Source organism: Micromonospora sp. DT43 (assembly GCF_049841645.1).
GTDB lineage: Bacteria > Actinomycetota > Actinomycetes > Mycobacteriales > Micromonosporaceae > Micromonospora.
Genome location: NZ_JBNCKR010000001.1, coordinates 399,401 through 417,145 on the forward strand (window position 1 = coordinate 399,401; position 17,745 = coordinate 417,145).

A 17,745-nucleotide genomic window follows, 5' to 3' on the forward strand; every position below is an offset into this window, starting at 1 on the left:
CTCGACGCGTGGCAACCGCGCTGGTGATCGAGAACGACCCGACGGACGACGCACGCCGGCTGGGCGAGTGGCTGATCGAGGCTGGGCTGGAGCTGCGGGTGGTCCGCCCGCATGCCGGTGACGAACTCCCCGCCGACCTGGAGGGGTACGCGGCGCTTGTGGTGCTCGGCGGCGACCAGCAGGCATACCCGCTGCCGGACGGTTCGCCCGGCGCGCAGTGGTTCCCGGCCGTGGAGGGGTTGCTGCGCAAGGCGGTCCGGTACCGGGTGCCCACCCTGGCCGTCTGCCTGGGTGCGCAGTTGCTCGCCACCGCGCACGCCGGGCTGGTCGAGCGGAGCCCGTCGGGGCCGGAGATTGGCCCCGGCGTGGTCGGTCGGCGGGACGCCGCCGAGGGCGACCCCCTGTTCCGGTACGTGCCGCTGATCCCGGACGTGCTCCAGTGGCACTCCGACGAGATCACCGAGCTGCCCCGGGGTGCCACCCTGCTGGCGGCCTCCACCCGCTACCCGCACCAGGCGTTCCGGCTCGGCGACCGGGCCTGGGGGCTACAGTTCCACATCGAGTGCGACACCGCGATGATCGCCGACTGGGCCACCGACTCGGCTCAGCTGGCCGAGCTGGGCTACGACCCGGAGCTGGTCGTGGCGGCCTGCGACGCGGTGATGGTCGACGTCGAGGAGGTCTGGCAGCCGTTCGCCGCACGGTTCGCGGCACTGGCCCTCGGTGAGCTGGACGACAGCACGATGCGGCGCGGCCTGCCGCTGCTCGGGCACTGATGAGTCGGCCGACGAGGGCACCGGGCCGGCTCGCCCGCTACGGCTTCGGCGTCGCCGACGGCGACGGGGGAGCCCGCGCCGCCGACCTGCTCGGCCCGGACGGGCTGGGCCTCTGGCAGCCTGTCGAACAGGAGCCGGCCGACGAGACGGCTGCGGAGCTGCTCGCCGCGCTGTCCCGGGCCGCCGACCCGGATCTGGCGCTCCGCCAACTGCACCGCGTCGTCGAGGCCGAGCGCCGAGCCCTCGCCGGCGGCACCGCAGCCGGGGGCGGCGCGACCGCTGGCGCGACCGGCGGCGCGACCGCTGGCACCGCGGCCAGCACGACCGGCGGCGCGACGGCCGGCTCGCCGCTGATCGCCGAGCTGCACGCCGACCCCGGGCTGCGGCGTCGGCTGATCGCCGTCCTGGGGGCGTCGTCGGCGCTCGGTGACCACCTGGTGGCGAACCCGGAGCACTGTCTGGCGCTGCGCACCGCCGCGGACGGGCTCGCGCCGATCGCCGAGGGTCGCCTGGAACCGGCCGGCGACGGCAACCCGGTGGCGGTGCTGCGGGCCGCGTACCGGCTGGCGTTGCTGCGGATCGCGGCGGCCGACCTCACCGGCGGCCGGGCCCTGGAGCAGACCATGGCGGCGCTGTCGGCGCTTGCCGACGCGACGCTTGCCGCGGCGTACGAGATCGCCGTCGACGAGCTGGCGGAGGGCACCGAGCGACCCCGGCTGGCCGTGGTGGCGATGGGCAAGTGCGGCGGCGGCGAGTTGAACTACGTCTCCGACGTCGACGTGATCTTCGTGGCGGCCGAGGATGCCGACCTGCCCGCCGCGACAGCAGTGGCCGCCCGGCTGATCAACATCTGCGGGCTTGTCGCCTGGCCGGTGGACGCCGCGCTGCGGCCCGAGGGCAACCGGGGGCCGCTGGTGCGCACCCTTGCCAGCCACCTGGCCTACTACCGGCGGTGGGCGCGCACCTGGGAGTTCCAGGCGCTGCTCAAGGCCCGTCCGGCCGCCGGGGACCTGCCGCTGGCCCAGGAGTGGATCGACCAGCTCGCTCCGCTGGTGTGGCGGGCCGCCGAACGACCCGAGGCGGTCGAGGACGTCCGCGCCATGCGCCGCCGGATCATCGACAACGTCCCGCCGAAGGAGTTGGAGCGCGAGATCAAGCGCGGTCCCGGCGGGCTACGCGACATCGAGTTCGCGGTCCAGCTCCTGCAACTCGTGCACGGCCGCGGCGACGAGACGCTGCGGGCCCCGGGCACGATCCCGGCGCTGCGCGCGCTTGTCGCCGGCGGCTACGTCGGCCGCGCCGACGGCGAGTCGCTGCTGCGCGGCTACCGCTTCCTGCGCAGCGTCGAGCACCGGCTCCAGTTGCAGGGCCTGCGGCGTACGCACACCGTGCCCACCGAGCCGTCCGCGCTGCGTTGGCTGGCCGCCGCGCTGGGTTTCACTGCCACGCCGGGTCGCAGCGCCGTGGAGAGCTTCCGGGCCGAGTGGGTCACCCACGCCACCGAGGTACGCCGGCTGCACGCCAAGCTGCTCTACCGGCCGCTGCTGGAGTCGGTGGCCCGGGTGCCTGCCGACGGGCTGCGACTCACCCCGGAGGCGGCCCGGCACCGGTTGGAGATCCTCGGCTTCGCCGACCCGGCCGGGGCGCTGCGTCACCTCCAGGCGCTCACCGGCGGGGTGAGCCGCACGGCGGCCATCCAGCGGACCCTGCTGCCGGTGCTGCTGAGCGAGTTCGCCGACGCGCCGGAGCCGGACCGAGGGCTGCTCAACTACCGCAAGGTCTCCGACAAGCTGGGCAGCACCCCCTGGTATCTGCGGCTGCTGCGCGACGGCGGTCCCGTCGCCCGGCGGCTGGCCCGGGTCCTGGCCCTCTCCCGGTACGTAGCCGACCTGCTCGCCCGCGACCCCGAGGCGCTGCGGCTGCTGGCCGAGGAGAACGAGCTGGCGCCGCGCCCCCGCGAGATCCTCCGGGAGGGCTTCCTGGCGGCGGCGGCCCGACACACCGACCCGGTCGAGGCGACCCGCGCGGTGCGGGCGCTGCGCCGCCGGGAACTGGTCCGGGTGGCGTGCGCCGACCTGCTCTGCCGCGCGGGCGCGCTCGCCCCCACCCCGACCCGGCCGGACGGCACGACGCGGCCGGCCGTCGGCCTGGCCGACATCACCGAGGTCGGTACGGCGCTCTCCGACGTCACCGACGCCACCCTCGCCGCCGCGCTGCGCGCCGCCCGGGCCAGCCAGCCGGCCCCGGAGGGGCTGCGGTTCGCGGTGATCGGGATGGGCCGGCTGGGCGGGTACGAGTCGAACTACCTCTCCGACGCCGACGTGCTGTTCGTCTACGACCCGCCCGCCGACAGCAGCGAGAGCGCCGCCAGCGCCGCCGCGCACGCGATCGCCGAAGAACTGCGCCGACTGCTCGGGGTACCCGCCCCCGACCCACCGCTCGGCGTCGACGCCGACCTGCGTCCGGAGGGCCGGCAGGGTCCGCTGGTGCGCAGCCTCGCCGCGTACGCGCAGTACTACGCCCGCTGGTCGCGGGTGTGGGAGGCGCAGGCGCTGCTGCGCGCCCGGTTCGTCTGCGGCGACGCCGACCTGGGCGCCGAGTTCGAGGCGATGATCGAGCCGGTGCGCTACCCGGCGGACGGGCTGACCCGCGAGCAGGTCGTGGAGATCCGCCGGATCAAGGCACGGGTGGAGACCGAGCGGCTGCCGCGCGGCGCGGACCCGGCCACCCACACCAAGCTGGGCCGGGGCGGGCTGGCCGACGTGGAGTGGGCGGTCCAGCTCGTCCAGCTCCGGCACGCCGGCGCGATCCCGGAGCTGCGCGGCACGCGTACCCTCGATGCCCTCACGGCGGCCGAGCGGGCCGGCCTGATCGACCCGGCGGACGCCGCGGAGATGGCCGTCGGCTGGTCCCTTGCCGCGCAGGTCCGCAACGCGCTGATGCTGGTCCGGGGCCGGGCCGGTGACCAGCTGCCCCGACACGGGGTGGAGCTGGCCGGGGTGGTCCGGCTGCTCGGCCGCGACGACCCGGGGGAGTTCCTCGACGAGTACCTGCGCACCGGCAGGCGCTCCCGCGCCGCCGCCCAGCGGGTGCTGGAGGCGTAGCGGCCCTCAGCTGCCGACCGTGTACTCGCCGGCATGGGGGACGGTGACTGTGGTCCAGTCGCCGTCGGCGGAGACGGTGGCGTCACCGGACGCGGCCAGCCAACGGCTGTGGCGGATGCGGACCGCGACCGGGCCGGCGGTCGGTGCCCGGAAGGTCACCGCCGCGCCGTCGGCGTGGACCAGTTCGGCGGGCGCGGCGACCAGCGGCGTCGGGTCGGCCACCGCCCAGACGCGCCAGTGCGGGCCGGACCAGGCGGGCGTCAGGTACGGCAGGCCGCCCTCGACCAGCTCCGCCTCGGCCCGTCCCACCCAGGACAGCGGGGCGTCCGGCACCGCCACGTACTGCACGGCGTTCTCCGCCAGCCACTCCCGGTAGCTGGCCGGGGTCAGCGGCACGCCGGTGCCCGCCGCGCCGGGAACCGTGGTGAAGAACAGCGGGTTCCGGTCGATGTCGGCCTGCCGCAGCCAGCCCCGGGCGAGCGGGACGTCGCCGAGGCGGGCCGCCTCCCAGTAGTTGCGCGTCGGCGGCACCTCGACCCGCCCGGTGAGCCGCTGCCCGGCCAGGAACGCGCGCAGCGGCGCGTGGTAGCCGGCGGCGCTGGTCGGGTCGCCGATGCCGCGCAGATCGGCGGAGACCACCGGCGGCTGCCACCCGCAGACGGCCACCAGCAACGCGGTCAGGGCCACCGCGCCCAGCAGCCGGGCACGCCGCGACCGCCCCGGCGTCGCGGTACTGGTCGCGACGGCGCCGGGCGGGGCTGCGTGGGGCGGCGCGGGGTGGTCGGCGTCCCGGCGGGTCAGGCGGGCGGAGAGCCAGGCCGGCGGCCGGGCGGCGGCAGCGAGGACCGGCAGCGCGAACATCGTCGCCAGCCGTGTCGCGTTCAACCCCACGGGTGTGTGCACGAGGGCGGCGGCGAGCACCCCGGCGGCGCCGAGGAGCGCACCGAACCGCACCGGCCGGTACGCCACCAGCGCCGCCACCACCAGGCTGGTCACCACCGCGCGCAGCGTGTCGGTGCGGCTGATGTTCATCCAGCCGCCGTCGCCGAAGAGCAACGCCGTCGTGGCGAGGGGCACGGCCGCCGCGACACCGAGCGCCAGACCGTCGGCGTAGCGGCGGGTGAGCAGCAGCGCCACACCCGCCAGGCCGACGAAGAGACCGGCCACCGGGCTCGTCGCCGAGGCCAGCAGCGCACAGGCCGCGGCGAATCCGAGCCGCGGCACCCTCATCGGGCGGTCGAGCGTGAGCGCGAGCAGTGCGGCCAACCCGAACGCCACCCCCAGGGCGTACGTCACCCGGCCGGAGACCAGGTTTCCGGCAAGCGTGACGACGCCGACCAGACTGCCCAGCAGCGGTCGGGGCACCGGGCTGCGGACCAGCAGCGCGGCAAGCGCGGCGGCCGACGCCACGAGCGCCAACGCGCCTGTCACCCGCACACCGAGCACTGCCATCACCGGCTGGGACACCAGGCTGTAGCCGAACTGCTGCACCCCGCCGTACCAGCGCAGATCGATCGGGGCCGGGCCGTGGGCGGCGAAGAAGTCCGCTCGGGCGACCTGCGCGGCGAGGTCCGAGCCCATCAGGGGCAGGGCCAGCCAGAGCGCGCCGAGCACGACTGCGGAACCGGTGGCCACCGCCACCACCCGACTGCGCCGCATGCCCACCTCCGTACCGCGACAACCGTACTGGCAGCATGTCCGGCGTGCCTCACCACCTCGCGCGCTGGACCGGACTGGCGGGCTCGGCGTTGCTCGCCGTCGCCGCGTTCCTCGGCGGCGCCCTGCCCGGGTCACCCCTGCGCTCCACCCCGGTCAGCATCTGGCAGGGCCCGAACGGACCGCTGGTCCTCACCGCGTGGCTGGTCGGCACCGCGCTGCTGGCGTACGCCTGGTGGTCGCTGCGCGACACCGTGCCGTCGACCCGCTGGGCGCTTGTCACCGTCGGGCTCTGGCTGTTGCCGGTGCTCATCGCGCCGCCGCTGGCCAGCCGCGACGTCTACGCGTACGCCTGCCAGGGCGCCAGCTACGCCGCCGGGATCAACCCGTACGAGCAGGGCGTATCGGCGCTGCCCTGCCCCTGGCTGGACACCATCTCCTACATCTGGCGCGACACCCCGGCACCGTACGGGCCGCTGTTCGTGGTGCTCTCCGGCGCGGTGGTCAAGGCCACCGGCTCGCTGACCGGCGCGATCGTGGTGTTCCGGCTGATCGCCGTGGCGGGGGTGGCGCTGACGGCGGTCAGCCTGCCGGTGCTGGCCCGGCGAGCCGGCGTACCGGCCGGTCGGGCCGTCTGGTTGACGCTCGCCTGCCCGCTCGTCGCCGTGCACCTGGTGGGCGGCGCGCACAACGACGCCCTGATGGTCGGTCTGCTGGTCGCCGGGCTGGCGGTGATCGCCTCCCGGCCCGGCCGCCCCGGGCCGCTGCTCGCCGGTGGCGCGCTGCTCGGCCTGGCCGCCGCGATCAAGGTGACGGCGCTTGTCGTGGTGCCGTTCGCGGCGCTGGCCGCGATCGTCGGCGGGTACTCGGTGCGCGCGTTGATCCGACACGGCGGCTGGGTGGTCGGCGGCGCGGTCGCCGTCGTGGCCGGAGTGACAGTCGCCGCCGGACTGGACTTCGGCTGGGTCGCCGGGCTGGCCAGCGGCAGTGACGTGATCGCCTGGACGTCGCCGTCGACGGCGGTCGGCCAGACCGTCGGCTACCTGGCGGCGCCGTTCGGCGCGCACCTCGACGCGCTGCCGGTCACCCGGGGGATCGGCGTGGCGGTGCTGGCGCTGCTGCTGGTCTGGCTGTGGTGGCGGGCCCGCACCCGGGAGCCGCTGTTTCACGCCGGGGTGGCGTTGGCCGCCACTGTCGCCCTCGCGCCGCTGTTCCATCCCTGGTACTGGATCTGGCCCCTGGCGGTGCTCGCGGCCACCGCCAGGCGTACCGGATGGTTCACGGTCGTCGCGCTCGTCGCCTCGTTCCTGGTGCTGCCGGACGGCACCGGGCTGCCCCGGTTCACCAAGACGGTCGGGGCGCCGCTGATGACGCTGTTGGTGATCGTGCTGGTCATCCGGTTGGTACGGTCGGCTCGGGCGGCCCGCCAACCGGTCGCCGCCGACTGAGGGAAGGTGCGCCGGTGACCGCTCCCGGCCCGCCGCCGTCGCCGCCCTCCGTGTCGTTGGCGGCCTCGGGTGCCCGGTACGCGGGACTGGCCGGCGCGGCCCTGCTCACCGTCGCCGGGTATCTCGGTGGGGCGCTGCCCGACGCCCCGCTGGGCGCGACGCCTGTGTCGATCTGGCGAGCCCCGAACGGCCCGGCCACGCTTACCTGTTGGCTCATCGGCACGGCGCTGCTGGTCGGGGCCTGGTGGTCACTGCGCGCCGGTGCGCCGTCGGGCCGGTGGGCGTACGTCACCGCCGGGCTGTGGGTTCTCCCGCTGCTTGTCGCGCCGCCGTTGGGCAGCCGGGACGTCTACTCGTACGCCTGTCAGGGCTGGACGTACGCGCACGGCGTCGACCCGTACGCGGTTCCGGTGGCGGCGGCCGGCTGCCCGTGGGTGGACGCGGTGGCGCCGATCTGGCGGGACACGCCCGCTCCGTACGGGCCGGTTTTCGTGCTGCTCGCGGCGCTCGCCGTGGGTGTGGGTGGTGGGCTCACCGGCACGATCGTGGCGCTGCGGGTGATCGCCGTGGCGGGCCTGCTGCTGGCCGCGTTATGCCTGCCCGGCCTGGCGCGGGCGACAGGCGTGCCGACTCGGCGGGCGGCCTGGTTGGCGTTGGCCGCCCCGGTGATCGGCGTGCACCTGGTGGGCGGGGCGCACAACGACGCCGTACTGCTCGGTCTGCTGCTGTGTGCGCTGCTGCTGGTGATCCGCCGGCCGGGCCGACCGGCGGCGCTGCTCGTGGCGGGCGCGCTGGTCGGCCTGGCGGTCACGGTGAAGGCCACCGCCGTGGTGGTGACGCCGTTCGCCGCGCTGGCCGCGGTGCACGGCCGGCACACCGTACGGGCGCTGCTGCGCGACGGCGGCTGGCTGGCCGGGGGGCTGCTGGCCGCGCTGCTGGTCACCTCGGCGCTGTCCGGTCTCGGGTTCGGCTGGGTGGGCGGGCTTACCCGCAGCGGAGACTCCGAGCAGTGGACGTCACCGCCCACCGCCGTCGGCCTGGTGGTGGACTATGCCGGCGCGCTTGTCGGGCGGGATCCGCAGGCGGTGCCGGTGGCCCGCGCGGTGGCGCTGCTGCTGCTCGCGGCCGTCGTGGTGGTCCTGTGGTGCAGGGCCTGGCGGGCACTGCTGGCCCCGGGTGATCCGGCCTCGGTCCGCGCCCGGGTCACGCTGCACGGCGCCGGCCTGGCCCTGGCCGCCACGGTGGCCCTGTCCCCGGTCTTCCACCCGTGGTACGCGACCTGGCCGCTGGCGCTGCTCGCGCTCACCGCCACTCGTACGAGGTGGTTCGTGCTGCCCGCTGCGGCGGCGGCCTTCCTGGCCCTGCCCGACGGCACCAACCTGGCCCGCTTCACCAAGGCCCTCGGTGCGGTGGCGATGACCGCCCTCCTCCTGGCCGCGCTCATCCTGCCGGTGTGGCGCCGACAGAAGCGCCCGAACGATGCTCAAGATCCCGCTCGAACATGGTTGTAGTGGCCTCGTCGTGGCGCCGAGGCCACTACATCCGGGATCGAGCTCGATCTTGAGGCGGAGGAGCAGGGGGGCGTGCGGGCGCGGGCGGTCAGCGGGGGGCGTTCCAGGTCGGTCCGGGTTTGGAGGGCGAGGCCAGTCGCGCGCGTACGGCAAGTGCCACCGGCAGCAGGGCGGGACTGACCAGGACGACCAGGACCGCCGTCGCGGCGAGCGCCCTCCAACTCGGGAGGAACGCCGAGGGCACGCCGTCCAGCGCTTCCGCCAGCGGGTGCAGCGCCAGCAGACCCAATGGGGTGAGCAGGATCAGGAGCGCCCAGCCGCCCCGGAGGTCGCCGCGCAGCGCCAGTCCCGCGCCGAACAGCACCGCCACCGCGAGCACCACCATGGCGGCGCTCTGCAACGTCAGGACTCCACTCGGCGCGCGGTAGGACCAGGCGAAACTGCTCGAACTCGAGGTCGCCGCGAACGCCAGGCCGGTGACGGCGGCGACCAGGGGCGTCACCCGTAGCCACCCCGACCACTCACGGGACGCGCCGAGCGCCACCAGCCCCAGCCCGACCTGGGGAACCAGCACGAACAGCGGCGGGCGCGGCAGGCCGGTGAGTGCGGCAGCGGGCACGAGTGCGACCGTGAGGAGAAGTGCCACCGCGACCGCGCGCCGGCGCCACCGGCCGGGTGTCAGCGCCTGCGCCGCCGCGGCGAGCAGCCAGCCGACCCACGTCACCATGCCGAGCGAGACGAACGGCCCGACCGACGGCTCACCGAAGCCCGGCGGTGCGGGGCGCAACTCCAGCACCACCCACACGCCGGCGAGGGCCGTGGCGGTGAGCAGGGCCACGGCCGCCGCGAGGCGTACGCCAGGCATCAGGTCTGTTGCTCCGGTGGCGCGCACCCGCTGGCGGAGCCCACCGCCCAGGAGGTCCGCGGCGTCCGCGAGGGAGGGCCAGCGGCGATTCGGCGCGGCCAGGTCCAGGTAGGTGCCGACGATCTCGGCGCCGCGGGAACGCCGGTACTCGGCGGGGTACGCGCGTAGCAAACGCAGGTAGCGGCGCTCCAGGTCGGTCATGCGAGCCCTCCGGCGAGGCGCGGGGTGGCCGGTCGGGCGGCGCGAGCCCGTGCGGCCAGTCGGGCGGTGGCGGCCTCGACGTTGCGCCGGAGCCGCTCGGTCTCGGCGCTCAGGGTGGCGTCACCGGCGGCGGAGAGCCGGTAGTAGCGGCGCAGCCGCCCGTCCACCACCTCCTCCCGGTCGACCTCGACGAGGCCGGCGTCGACAAGCCGGTCGAGCGCGCCGTAGAGCGTTCCCGGGCGGAGCGTCACCCGCCCGTCGGACAGGGCGGTGACCTCGCCGATCAGCCCGTAGCCGTGCAGCGGCTCACCCGCGAGTGCGGTGAGGATGAGGAACGTGGGTTCCCGCAGAGGTGTGTCCATGCCGGCTAATATAACGGACGCGAAGATATGTCGATGGCCGGTATGTCGGCGCGGTGGGCCGGAAGAACAGCCGGGCCGGCCCCGCGTACGCGGAGCCGGCCCGGCCGGTGATCGGTGACTGCTCAGCAGTCGAAGGCTGCCTCAGCAGTCGTAGTACATGGCGAACTCGTGCGGGGTCGGGCGCAGACGCACCGGGTCGACCTCGTTGGCGCGCTTCCAGTCGACCCAGGTGGAGATCAGGTCGGGAGTGAAGACACCACCGTCGAGCAGGTAGTCGTGGTCGGCCTCCAGCGAGTCGAGCACGGCCGGCAGCGAGCCCGGCACCTGCTTGACGTCGCCCCACTCCTCCGGCGGGAGGTCGTAGAGGTCCTTGTCGATAGGCGTCGGCGGCTCGATCTTGCTCTTGATGCCGTCCAGACCGGCCATCATCATGGCCGAGAAGGCCAGGTAGACGTTTGCCGACGGGTCCGGAACGCGGAACTCGACGCGCTTGGCCTTCGCGTTGCTGCCGGTCACCGGGATGCGGGTGCAGGCGGAGCGGTTGCGCTGCGAGTAGACCAGGTTGACCGGCGCCTCGTAACCGGGCACCAGGCGGCGGTACGAGTTGACCGTCGGGTTGGTGAAGGCCAGCAGCGACGGCGCGTGGTGCAGCAGACCACCGATGTACCAGCGGGCCATGTCGGACAGACCCGCGTAGCCGGTCTCGTCGTAGAACAGCGGCTCACCGTTGAGCCAGAGGCTCTGGTGGGTGTGCATGCCGGAGCCGTTGTCGCCGAAGAGCGGCTTGGGCATGAAGGTCGCGGTCTTGCCGTTGGCCCAGGCCTCGTTCTTCACGATGTACTTGAAGAGCTGAAGCTGGTCACCGGCGTGCAGCAGGGTGGAGAACCGGTAGTTGATCTCGGACTGGCCGGCGGTGCCCACCTCGTGGTGCGAGCGCTCCACGTTGAAGCCGGTGTCGACGAGCCGGCGCACGATCGAGTCACGCAGGTCGGCGTAGTGGTCGACCGGCGGCACCGGGAAGTAGCCGCCCTTGTACGCGGTCTTGTAACCGAGGTTGCCGCCCGCCTCTTCGCGGCCGGTGTTCCACGCGCCCTCGACCGAGTCGATGTAGTAGAACGACTGGTGCGCCGAGGTCTCGTGGCGGATCGAGTCGAAGATGTAGAACTCCGCCTCGGCGCCGAAGTAGGCGGTGTCGGCGATGCCGCTGGCCGCCAGGTACGCCTCGGCCTTCTTCGCGACGTTGCGCGGGTCGCGGCTGTAGGCCTCGCGGGTGAACGGGTCGTGGATGAAGAAGTTCAGCGCGAGCGTCTTCTGCGCGCGGAACGGGTCGATGAACGCGGTGGCGACGTCCGGGAGCAGGAGCATGTCCGACTCGTGGATCGCCTGGAAACCGCGGATCGACGAACCGTCGAACGCGAGGCCGTCGGTGAAGAGGTCGTCGTTGACGGACTCGACCGGCAGGTTGAAGTGCTGCATCACGCCGGGCAGGTCACAGAAACGAACGTCGACGAACTTCACGTCCTCGTTCTTGAGGTATCGCAGCAGTTCCTCGGGATTGGCGAACACACATCCTCCTGGCACGTCCACGGGGTGGCTAGGCTTCTGGCGACGCTAGGGCCGGGGGGTTGCCCGGCCATGTCTCCGGTGTTTCTGCCGTGTTACGTCCCTCGCGGAGCGTCAGCGACGCTCCTGTCCACGCACTCAGGCTGCGCAAACGTCGTACCGGCTGTTCCAGTGTAATGACAGTTGATGCCATTCGCCCGAATCGGCACGCAGCGGTGACGGCACTCCGAGGCCCCGATCCGGTCGCGGATACCCTTGATCGCTGTGACCAGTCCGCACGTCCCGGCAGCGCCGGCCACCGACCCCACCTTCACCCCGCCGAGCCTCGGTCGGCGCTTCGGCGCGCTGATCATCGACTGGGTGCTCTGCCTGCTGGTGGCCAACATCTTCGCCGATCCGGTACGCGACGGCTGGGCGCCGGTGCTGGTGCTGATCCTGGAGTACGGCATCTTCCTCGGCCTGTTCGCCCAGACGCCGGGCATGTACATCACCAAGGTCCGCTGCGTGAACTGGCACGACGGCGGCCGGATCGGTCTGCCCCGCGCGCTGGCCCGGGGCGTGCTGCTGGCGCTCGTCGTCCCCGCGCTGATCATGGACGAGCGCCGTCGCGGCGTGCACGACCGCCTCGTCGACTCGGTCATCGTCGACGCCCCCCGAGGCTGAGCCCCGGCCCGCTCGCCTCCGGCCCTGGCCCCCGGGCTCGGCCTCTGCCCCGGCCCGGCGGACGGGAAAGAGCCGGACCCGTGTGGGTCCGGCTCTTTCCGCGTACACCTGGGGTCAGCGGCCCCGCGACTGGCGGAAGGCGCCCGGCGGTCGCATGTTCTTCGGGATCGCGCCCTTGGGCATCTGCGGACGGGCGGTGAGCGCCTTGAGTCGCTTGTCCAGCGCGTTGACGTCCTTGCCGCTGAGCGAACGGGGCAGCCGCAGCAGCGTCGTGCGCAGTTTGCGGATGGGCAGCTCGCCCTCGTCCTGGCCGATCACGTAGTCGTGCAGCGGGGCGGAGCCGATCACCTTGGACAGCCGGCGCTTCTCCTGCCCGAGCAGACCACGCACCCGCTGCGGGTTGCCCTCCGCCAGCAGGATCACGCCCGGCCGGCCGATCACCAGGTGAACCATGTCCATCTGGGTGGTCGAGCTGACGGCCGGGGTGACCCGCCAGTCGCCGCGCATGTTGTCCATGATCTGCGCCGCCGCGCCGGGTTGGCCCTCGGCGGCGTTCATCATCGCCGCGTTGGACCGCAGGTTCAGCACGATCAGCACCGCCAGCAGGGCGAACAGGATGCCCAGCGGCAGCCAGATCCAGCTCCAGAGGATCACCGCGACCACGGTGAGCGCGAGCGGGATGAGCACCGCTGCGGCGACCAGCGGTGCGAACCACCGATCCTGCTTGGCGGTGAACGAGAACACCATCCCGATCTGCTTCAGCCGCTGGCCGAACGAGACCTTCTCCTGGGGCTTTGCCATGCCGCAGAGTCTAGTGGTCCCCGCCGGCCCGGTTGATCCGCGTCCGGGTGCCGGCCGGCTGAGTACCTTACGTCGCCTTACCCGCCCCGATCGGGCGGGTAAGGAGGGTGCGGCCGGGGAAGATGAGGCGGTGTGCCCATGCCGGGCCGGGGCCTTCGCGCGAAGAGTCGTCAGCAGAGGACGACGACGCGACGAAGGAGCCCGACATGTTCGGCAACGACGCAGATTTCCTGCTCTCCCTGCACCGTACCCACGCCGCTGAGCTGCGTGCCGAGGCCGCGGCGGAACGACTGGCCCGGTCGGTGCCGCGCCGCGCCGGTCGAAGCTGGCTCGGCCGCCGGCAGCCGGCCCACCGCACGGGTGACGACCGCCGGTGACCTCGACAGTCGCACCCACCGCGCCCGGCGGGCCCGGATCCGAGCCGCCGGTCGGCCGGCACGACGAACGGGGGCCCGGGTCCAGGCCGTCAGCCGGCGGACCCGGACCCGAGAGGCCAACCGGCCGGCCCGGGCCCGGGGCCGCCGCCCCGTCGCCGCGGCGCCGGCCGAGCGGTGGGGCGAGTGGTCCGTCCGGTCATGGCATGCTCGGTGCCGTGACCGTACGCGCCGCCAGTTCCGTCCTCGTCGGCCGCCAGCGTGAGACCGCGACGCTGCGGGCAGCGCTGGGCCGGGCCGGTCGGGGCGAGCCGGCCACCGTGCTGGTCGGTGGCGAGGCGGGTGTGGGCAAGACCCGGCTGCTGGAGGAATTCGCGGCCGGAGCCACCGCCGGGGGCGCCCGGGTGCTTGTCGGCCAGTGCCTGGAGCTGGGCGAGGCGGGCCTGCCGTTCGCGCCGTTCGCCGCGGCCCTGCGCGCGGTGCTGCGGGCCGACGGCGCCGAGGTCTTCGCCGGGTACGAGGCGGAGTTCGCCCGCCTGCTGCCGGAGCTGGGCCGGGTGTCGGCGGGGCTGGCCGCGCCGAGCGTACGACCACTCACCGACGCCCCACGCGGCTACCTGTTCGACCTGGTCGCCGAGCTGTTCCAGCGGCTCGCCGACGCCCGGCCACTGCTGCTGATCATCGAGGACCTGCACTGGGCGGACCGCTCCACCCGCGACCTGATCGGTTTCCTGGTCCGGGCCGTGCGGCCGGGCCGGCTGCTGCTGGTCTGCACCTACCGCACCGACGAGTTGCAGCGTGGCCATCCGCTGCGCCCGTTCCTCGCCGAGCTGGACCGGGCACGCGGTGTCGAGCGGGTCGAGCTGGGTCGGCTGGACCGCGACGGCACCGGCGCGATCCTCGCCGACCTGCTCGGCGGCGAGCCGGCGCCCCGCGCCGTCGACGACATCCACGACCGTACGCAGGGCAACCCCTTCTTCATCGAGGAGTTGGCCGTCGCCGGCTCGCCGCTCGGCTGCGCGGCGCTGCCCGAGACGCTGCGTGACCTGCTGCTGGCCCGGGTGGACCGGTTGCCCGAGCAGGCCCAGCGGGTGCTGCGGATCGCCGCGGCCGGCGGCACCCGCTTCGCCCACGGTCTGCTCGCCGAGGTCGCCGGCCTGCCCGAGGCCGAGTTGGAGGACGCGTTGCGCGCCGCCGTCGCCGCCCAACTGGTGGTGGCCGACCACGACGGCGACTACGAGTTCCGGCACGCGCTGGTCCGCGAGGCCGTGCACGACGAGTTGCTGCCCGGTGAGCACGCCCGGCTGCACGCGCGGTTCGCCGCCGCGATCGAGGCCCAGCCGCACCTGGTCGTCGCCGGCCGCGCCCCGGCCGAGATCGCCCACCACTGGCACGCGGCGCACGACCACCCCCGTGCCCTGGTCGCCGCGCGGGTCGCTGCCTGTGCCGCCGCCGACAGGTACGCCTACGCCGAGCAGCGTCGACTGCTGGAGCGGGTGTTGGAGCTGTGGGAGCTGGTGCCCGACGCGGCCGACCGGCTCGGCATGGACCACCTGGCGTTGCTGGAGCAGACCCTGGACGCGGCGGTGACGGCCGGCGACTTCAGCCGGGCCATCACGTTGACCCGCGCCGGACTGGCCGAGGTGGACGCCGACGCCGAGCCGCTGCGCGCCGCCCGCCTGCTGGACCAGCGGGGCCGACTGATGGCCCTGCTCGGCAAGAGCGACGGCAGGCGGGAGCTGGACGAGGCGTACCGCCTGGCGGCCGGCGGGCCCTTCGGGGTGGAACGTGTCCGGCTGCTCGCCGACGTCGCCGCCCACCTGGTCAAGATCGATCCTGAGCAGGCGGCCCGGGTGGCCGCCGAGGCGAGCACGGACGCCGAAGCGCTCGGCGAGGAGCTGGTCCTGCTGCCCACGCGGATCGCCCTGCTCTGCCACCAGCAGCAGGGGGAACGGCTGGCCGAGTTGGGCAGGGCCGAGACCGTGGCCCAGGCAGCCGGGGACACGGCGGCCCTCGTGCTGGTCAAGGTGCTCCAGTCGGACGTGCTCTGCGAGCTGGGCCGCTACGCCGAGTCCGCGCAGGCGGCCGAGGCCGGGCTGACCGAGGCGCGGCGGGTGGGGATCGGCCGCTCGACCGGGGCGTACCTGCTGTCCAACCGGGCGGAGGCGCTCATCGCGCTGGGTCGGTGGGACGAGGCCGAGAAGGTCTGCGCGGAGGCCGCCCGCATCGACCTGTCCGGCGTCACCGGGCTGCACTGGCTGCAGTTGAGCGCCGGTCTGCGGCTGGCGCGGGCGCACCCGGGCGCCGACGAGATGGTCGACCGGGCGTTGGCCTTCCTCGGCCGGCCCTACCTGTGGCCGAACCACCGACTGCCCCTGCACGAGCTGGGCATCGAGGCGGCGCTGGCCGCCGACGACAAGATCGAGGCCGTACGCGCGGCTCGCGTCGCGGTGGCCGACGACAGTCTGCCGCACCTGCCCCGCGAGGGTTGGCCGGTGCTGAGCGCCGGGGCGCGTACCGCTGCCCGGGTGGGTGATGGGGAGCTGGCCGCCGCCGTCGCGGCGCTCGCGGCCGACCTACCGACGCGGCACCCGGCCGCGCGGGCGCACGCCGCCCAGGTCAGCGCGCTGCTGGCGGCCGACGACGAGGCGTTGCCGGCGTGGCGGGCGGCGGTGCGGGCGTGGCGCACCGACGGGCAGCCGTACCCGCTCGGCCGGGCGTTGCTGGCGTTGGCCGAGGCCGCCGCGGCTGCTGGCGAGCGCGACGAGGTGTCGGCGGCGGTCACCGAGGCCGCGGAGATCGCCCGGCTGCTCGGCGCGACGCCGCTGGCCGAGACGGCTGCCACCCTGGCGCGGAGAGTCGGCCTGCGCGGGGCGGGCGCCGGCGGGGCCGGGGCGGATCTGCTGACGTCCCGGGAACGGGAGGTGCTGCGGCTGGTCGCCGAGGGGCACAGCAACAGCCGGATCGCCGAGCGGTTGTTCATCTCCCCGAAGACGGCAAGCGTGCACGTCTCCCGGATCATCGCCAAGCTGGACGTGACCAACCGCGGGGAGGCCGCCGCGCTGGCTCGCCGTCTCGGCCTGCTCACCGAGCCCGCCGCCGGGCTCTGACGCCAGCGGGCCCGAGGCCACTTCACGTGGCCGCCGGGCCCAGGTGGCGCTGGCGGCGGGTCAGCCGGCCGGAACGACAGGCGTGGCGGCGCGGGCGTCGAGCGCCTGCTTGTAGAGCCGGCCGGCCCGGTACGACGAGCGCACCAGCGGCCCGCTCATCACCCCGGCGAAGCCGATCTCCTCGGCTTCCTCGCGCAGCTCCACGAACTCCTCCGGCTTGACCCAGCGGGTCACCGGGTGGTGCCGGGGGGAGGGGCGCAGGTACTGCGTGATGGTGATCAGCTCGCAGCCCGCCTCGTGCAGGTCGCGCAGCGCCTGGGAGACCTCGGCCCGCTCCTCGCCCATGCCCAGGATGAGGTTGCTCTTGGTGACCAGGCCGTCGGCGCGGGCCTGCCGGATCACGTCCAGCGAGCGGTCGTAGCGGAACGCCGGCCGGATGCGCTTGAAGATGCGCGGCACGGTCTCCACGTTGTGGGCCAGCACCTCGGGGCGCGAGCCGAAGACCTCGGCCAGCTGCTCGGGGACGGCGTTGAAGTCGGGGATCAGCAGCTCGACGCCGCAGCCGGGCTGCAGGGCGTGGATCTGCCGGACGGTCTCGGCGTACAGCCAGGCACCGCCGTCGGGCAGGTCGTCGCGGGCGACGCCGGTGATGGTGGCGTAGCGCAGCCCCATCGAGACGACCGACTCGGCGACCCGGCGGGGCTCGTCGGCGTCGAACTCGGCCGGCTTGCCGGTGTCGATCTGGCAGAAGTCGCAGCGCCGCGTGCACTGGTCGCCGCCGATGAGGAAGGTGGCCTCGCGGTCTTCCCAGCACTCGTAGATGTTGGGGCAGCCGGCCTCCTGGCACACGGTGTGCAGCCCTTCGCGCGTGACGAGCCCGCGCAGCTGGGTGTACTCCGGACCCATCTTGGCCTTGACCTTGATCCACGGCGGTTTGCGCTCGATCGGCGTCTCGGCGTTGCGCGCCTCGATCCGCAGCAGGCGACGCCCCTCGGGGGCGGCCGTTGCGGTACGCGCTGCCTGACCGGTCGTCGGTGCGGAGTGCTCGATCGTCACGAAAACGAGCCTACGCCGGACGGCCACCATCTATGTGCGTCAGGCGACCGGCGTCACGCCCCGAACGTTGTGACGCCGGACACCGGCGAGCCGAAAATTGGCGTCACACGGATGGGGTGCGGGTGTTACCGTCGCGGCCAACAGTGACGACGGAGCCGAGTAGCGCCCCGACCCGCCAGTGCAGAGAGCCGCCGGTGCTGAGAGGCGGTCTGGCGACGGGTGCGCGAAGACCCTCCCGAGCTGCGGGAAGAACGG

13 protein-coding genes are annotated in these 17,745 nt (G+C 74.2%); 7 read left to right on the forward strand and 6 right to left on the reverse strand.

The window, feature by feature from the left end; all coding sequences use genetic code 11:
• Nucleotides 1-8: 8 nt before the first annotated feature.
• Together ACLQ26_RS01910 and ACLQ26_RS01915 are read left to right on the forward strand one after the other, a co-directional pair.
• Complete coding sequence (locus ACLQ26_RS01910) at nt 9-776, forward strand: type 1 glutamine amidotransferase (protein WP_425742816.1); 768 nt, start codon at nt 9-11, stop codon at nt 774-776.
• Complete coding sequence (locus tag ACLQ26_RS01915) at nt 776-3,880, forward strand: bifunctional [glutamine synthetase] adenylyltransferase/[glutamine synthetase]-adenylyl-L-tyrosine phosphorylase (RefSeq protein WP_425742817.1); 3,105 nt, start codon at nt 776-778, stop codon at nt 3,878-3,880. The genes ACLQ26_RS01910 and ACLQ26_RS01915 overlap by 1 nt, the downstream gene beginning before the upstream one ends.
• Before the next feature lie 6 nt (nt 3,881-3,886).
• On the opposite strand, the gene ACLQ26_RS01920 is transcribed toward ACLQ26_RS01915, so the two are convergent.
• Complete coding sequence (locus ACLQ26_RS01920) at nt 3,887-5,539, reverse strand: hypothetical protein (protein ID WP_425742818.1); 1,653 nt, start codon at nt 5,537-5,539, stop codon at nt 3,887-3,889.
• A gap of 44 nt (nt 5,540-5,583) precedes the next feature.
• Here ACLQ26_RS01920 and mptB (ACLQ26_RS01925) point away from each other — a divergent pair, with 44 nt between their 5' ends.
• Nucleotides 5,584-6,984: a polyprenol phosphomannose-dependent alpha 1,6 mannosyltransferase MptB gene (gene mptB / locus ACLQ26_RS01925; protein WP_425742819.1), complete on the forward strand. Its 1,401-nt coding sequence runs from the start codon at nt 5,584-5,586 to the stop codon at nt 6,982-6,984.
• A gap of 14 nt (nt 6,985-6,998) precedes the next feature.
• The gene (gene mptB / locus ACLQ26_RS01930; protein ID WP_425742820.1) at nt 6,999-8,495 is read left to right on the forward strand and encodes a polyprenol phosphomannose-dependent alpha 1,6 mannosyltransferase MptB; all 1,497 of its coding nucleotides are present in this window, start codon (nt 6,999-7,001) and stop codon (nt 8,493-8,495) included.
• A gap of 88 nt (nt 8,496-8,583) precedes the next feature.
• Here the strand turns inward: mptB (ACLQ26_RS01930) and ACLQ26_RS01935 are convergent, their stop codons facing one another.
• From ACLQ26_RS01935 to glnA, 3 genes are all read right to left on the reverse strand, one after another.
• A complete protein-coding gene (locus tag ACLQ26_RS01935) occupies nt 8,584-9,561 on the reverse strand; it encodes a hypothetical protein (RefSeq protein ID WP_425742821.1) in 978 nt (325 codons plus the stop codon).
• Complete coding sequence (locus tag ACLQ26_RS01940; RefSeq protein ID WP_425742822.1) at nt 9,558-9,923, reverse strand: PadR family transcriptional regulator; 366 nt, start codon at nt 9,921-9,923, stop codon at nt 9,558-9,560. The genes ACLQ26_RS01935 and ACLQ26_RS01940 overlap by 4 nt, the downstream gene beginning before the upstream one ends.
• A 141-nt stretch (nt 9,924-10,064) precedes the next feature.
• The gene (glnA, locus tag ACLQ26_RS01945; protein ID WP_007463290.1) at nt 10,065-11,489 is read right to left on the reverse strand and encodes a type I glutamate--ammonia ligase; all 1,425 of its coding nucleotides are present in this window, start codon (nt 11,487-11,489) and stop codon (nt 10,065-10,067) included.
• 261 nt (nt 11,490-11,750) lie between these two features.
• Here glnA and ACLQ26_RS01950 point away from each other — a divergent pair, with 261 nt between their 5' ends.
• Nucleotides 11,751-12,149: an RDD family protein gene (locus ACLQ26_RS01950; protein WP_425742823.1), complete on the forward strand. Its 399-nt coding sequence runs from the start codon at nt 11,751-11,753 to the stop codon at nt 12,147-12,149.
• A gap of 114 nt (nt 12,150-12,263) precedes the next feature.
• Here ACLQ26_RS01950 and ACLQ26_RS01955 read toward each other — a convergent pair whose 3' ends face one another.
• Complete coding sequence (locus ACLQ26_RS01955; RefSeq protein ID WP_363683197.1) at nt 12,264-12,950, reverse strand: DUF4191 domain-containing protein; 687 nt, start codon at nt 12,948-12,950, stop codon at nt 12,264-12,266.
• A gap of 206 nt (nt 12,951-13,156) precedes the next feature.
• Between ACLQ26_RS01955 and ACLQ26_RS01960 the strand changes: the two genes are divergently transcribed.
• A complete protein-coding gene (locus tag ACLQ26_RS01960; protein ID WP_425742824.1) occupies nt 13,157-13,327 on the forward strand; it encodes a hypothetical protein in 171 nt (56 codons plus the stop codon).
• A 215-nt stretch (nt 13,328-13,542) separates the two neighbouring features.
• A complete protein-coding gene (locus ACLQ26_RS01965) occupies nt 13,543-16,434 on the forward strand; it encodes a helix-turn-helix transcriptional regulator (protein ID WP_425742825.1) in 2,892 nt (963 codons plus the stop codon).
• 60 nt (nt 16,435-16,494) lie between these two features.
• Here ACLQ26_RS01965 and lipA read toward each other — a convergent pair whose 3' ends face one another.
• Nucleotides 16,495-17,520 carry a lipoyl synthase gene (gene lipA, locus ACLQ26_RS01970; protein WP_393296171.1) on the reverse strand — a complete coding sequence of 342 codons (1,026 nt, stop codon included), beginning with the start codon at nt 17,518-17,520 and terminating at the stop codon, nt 16,495-16,497.
• Nucleotides 17,521-17,745: the final 225 nt, after the last annotated feature.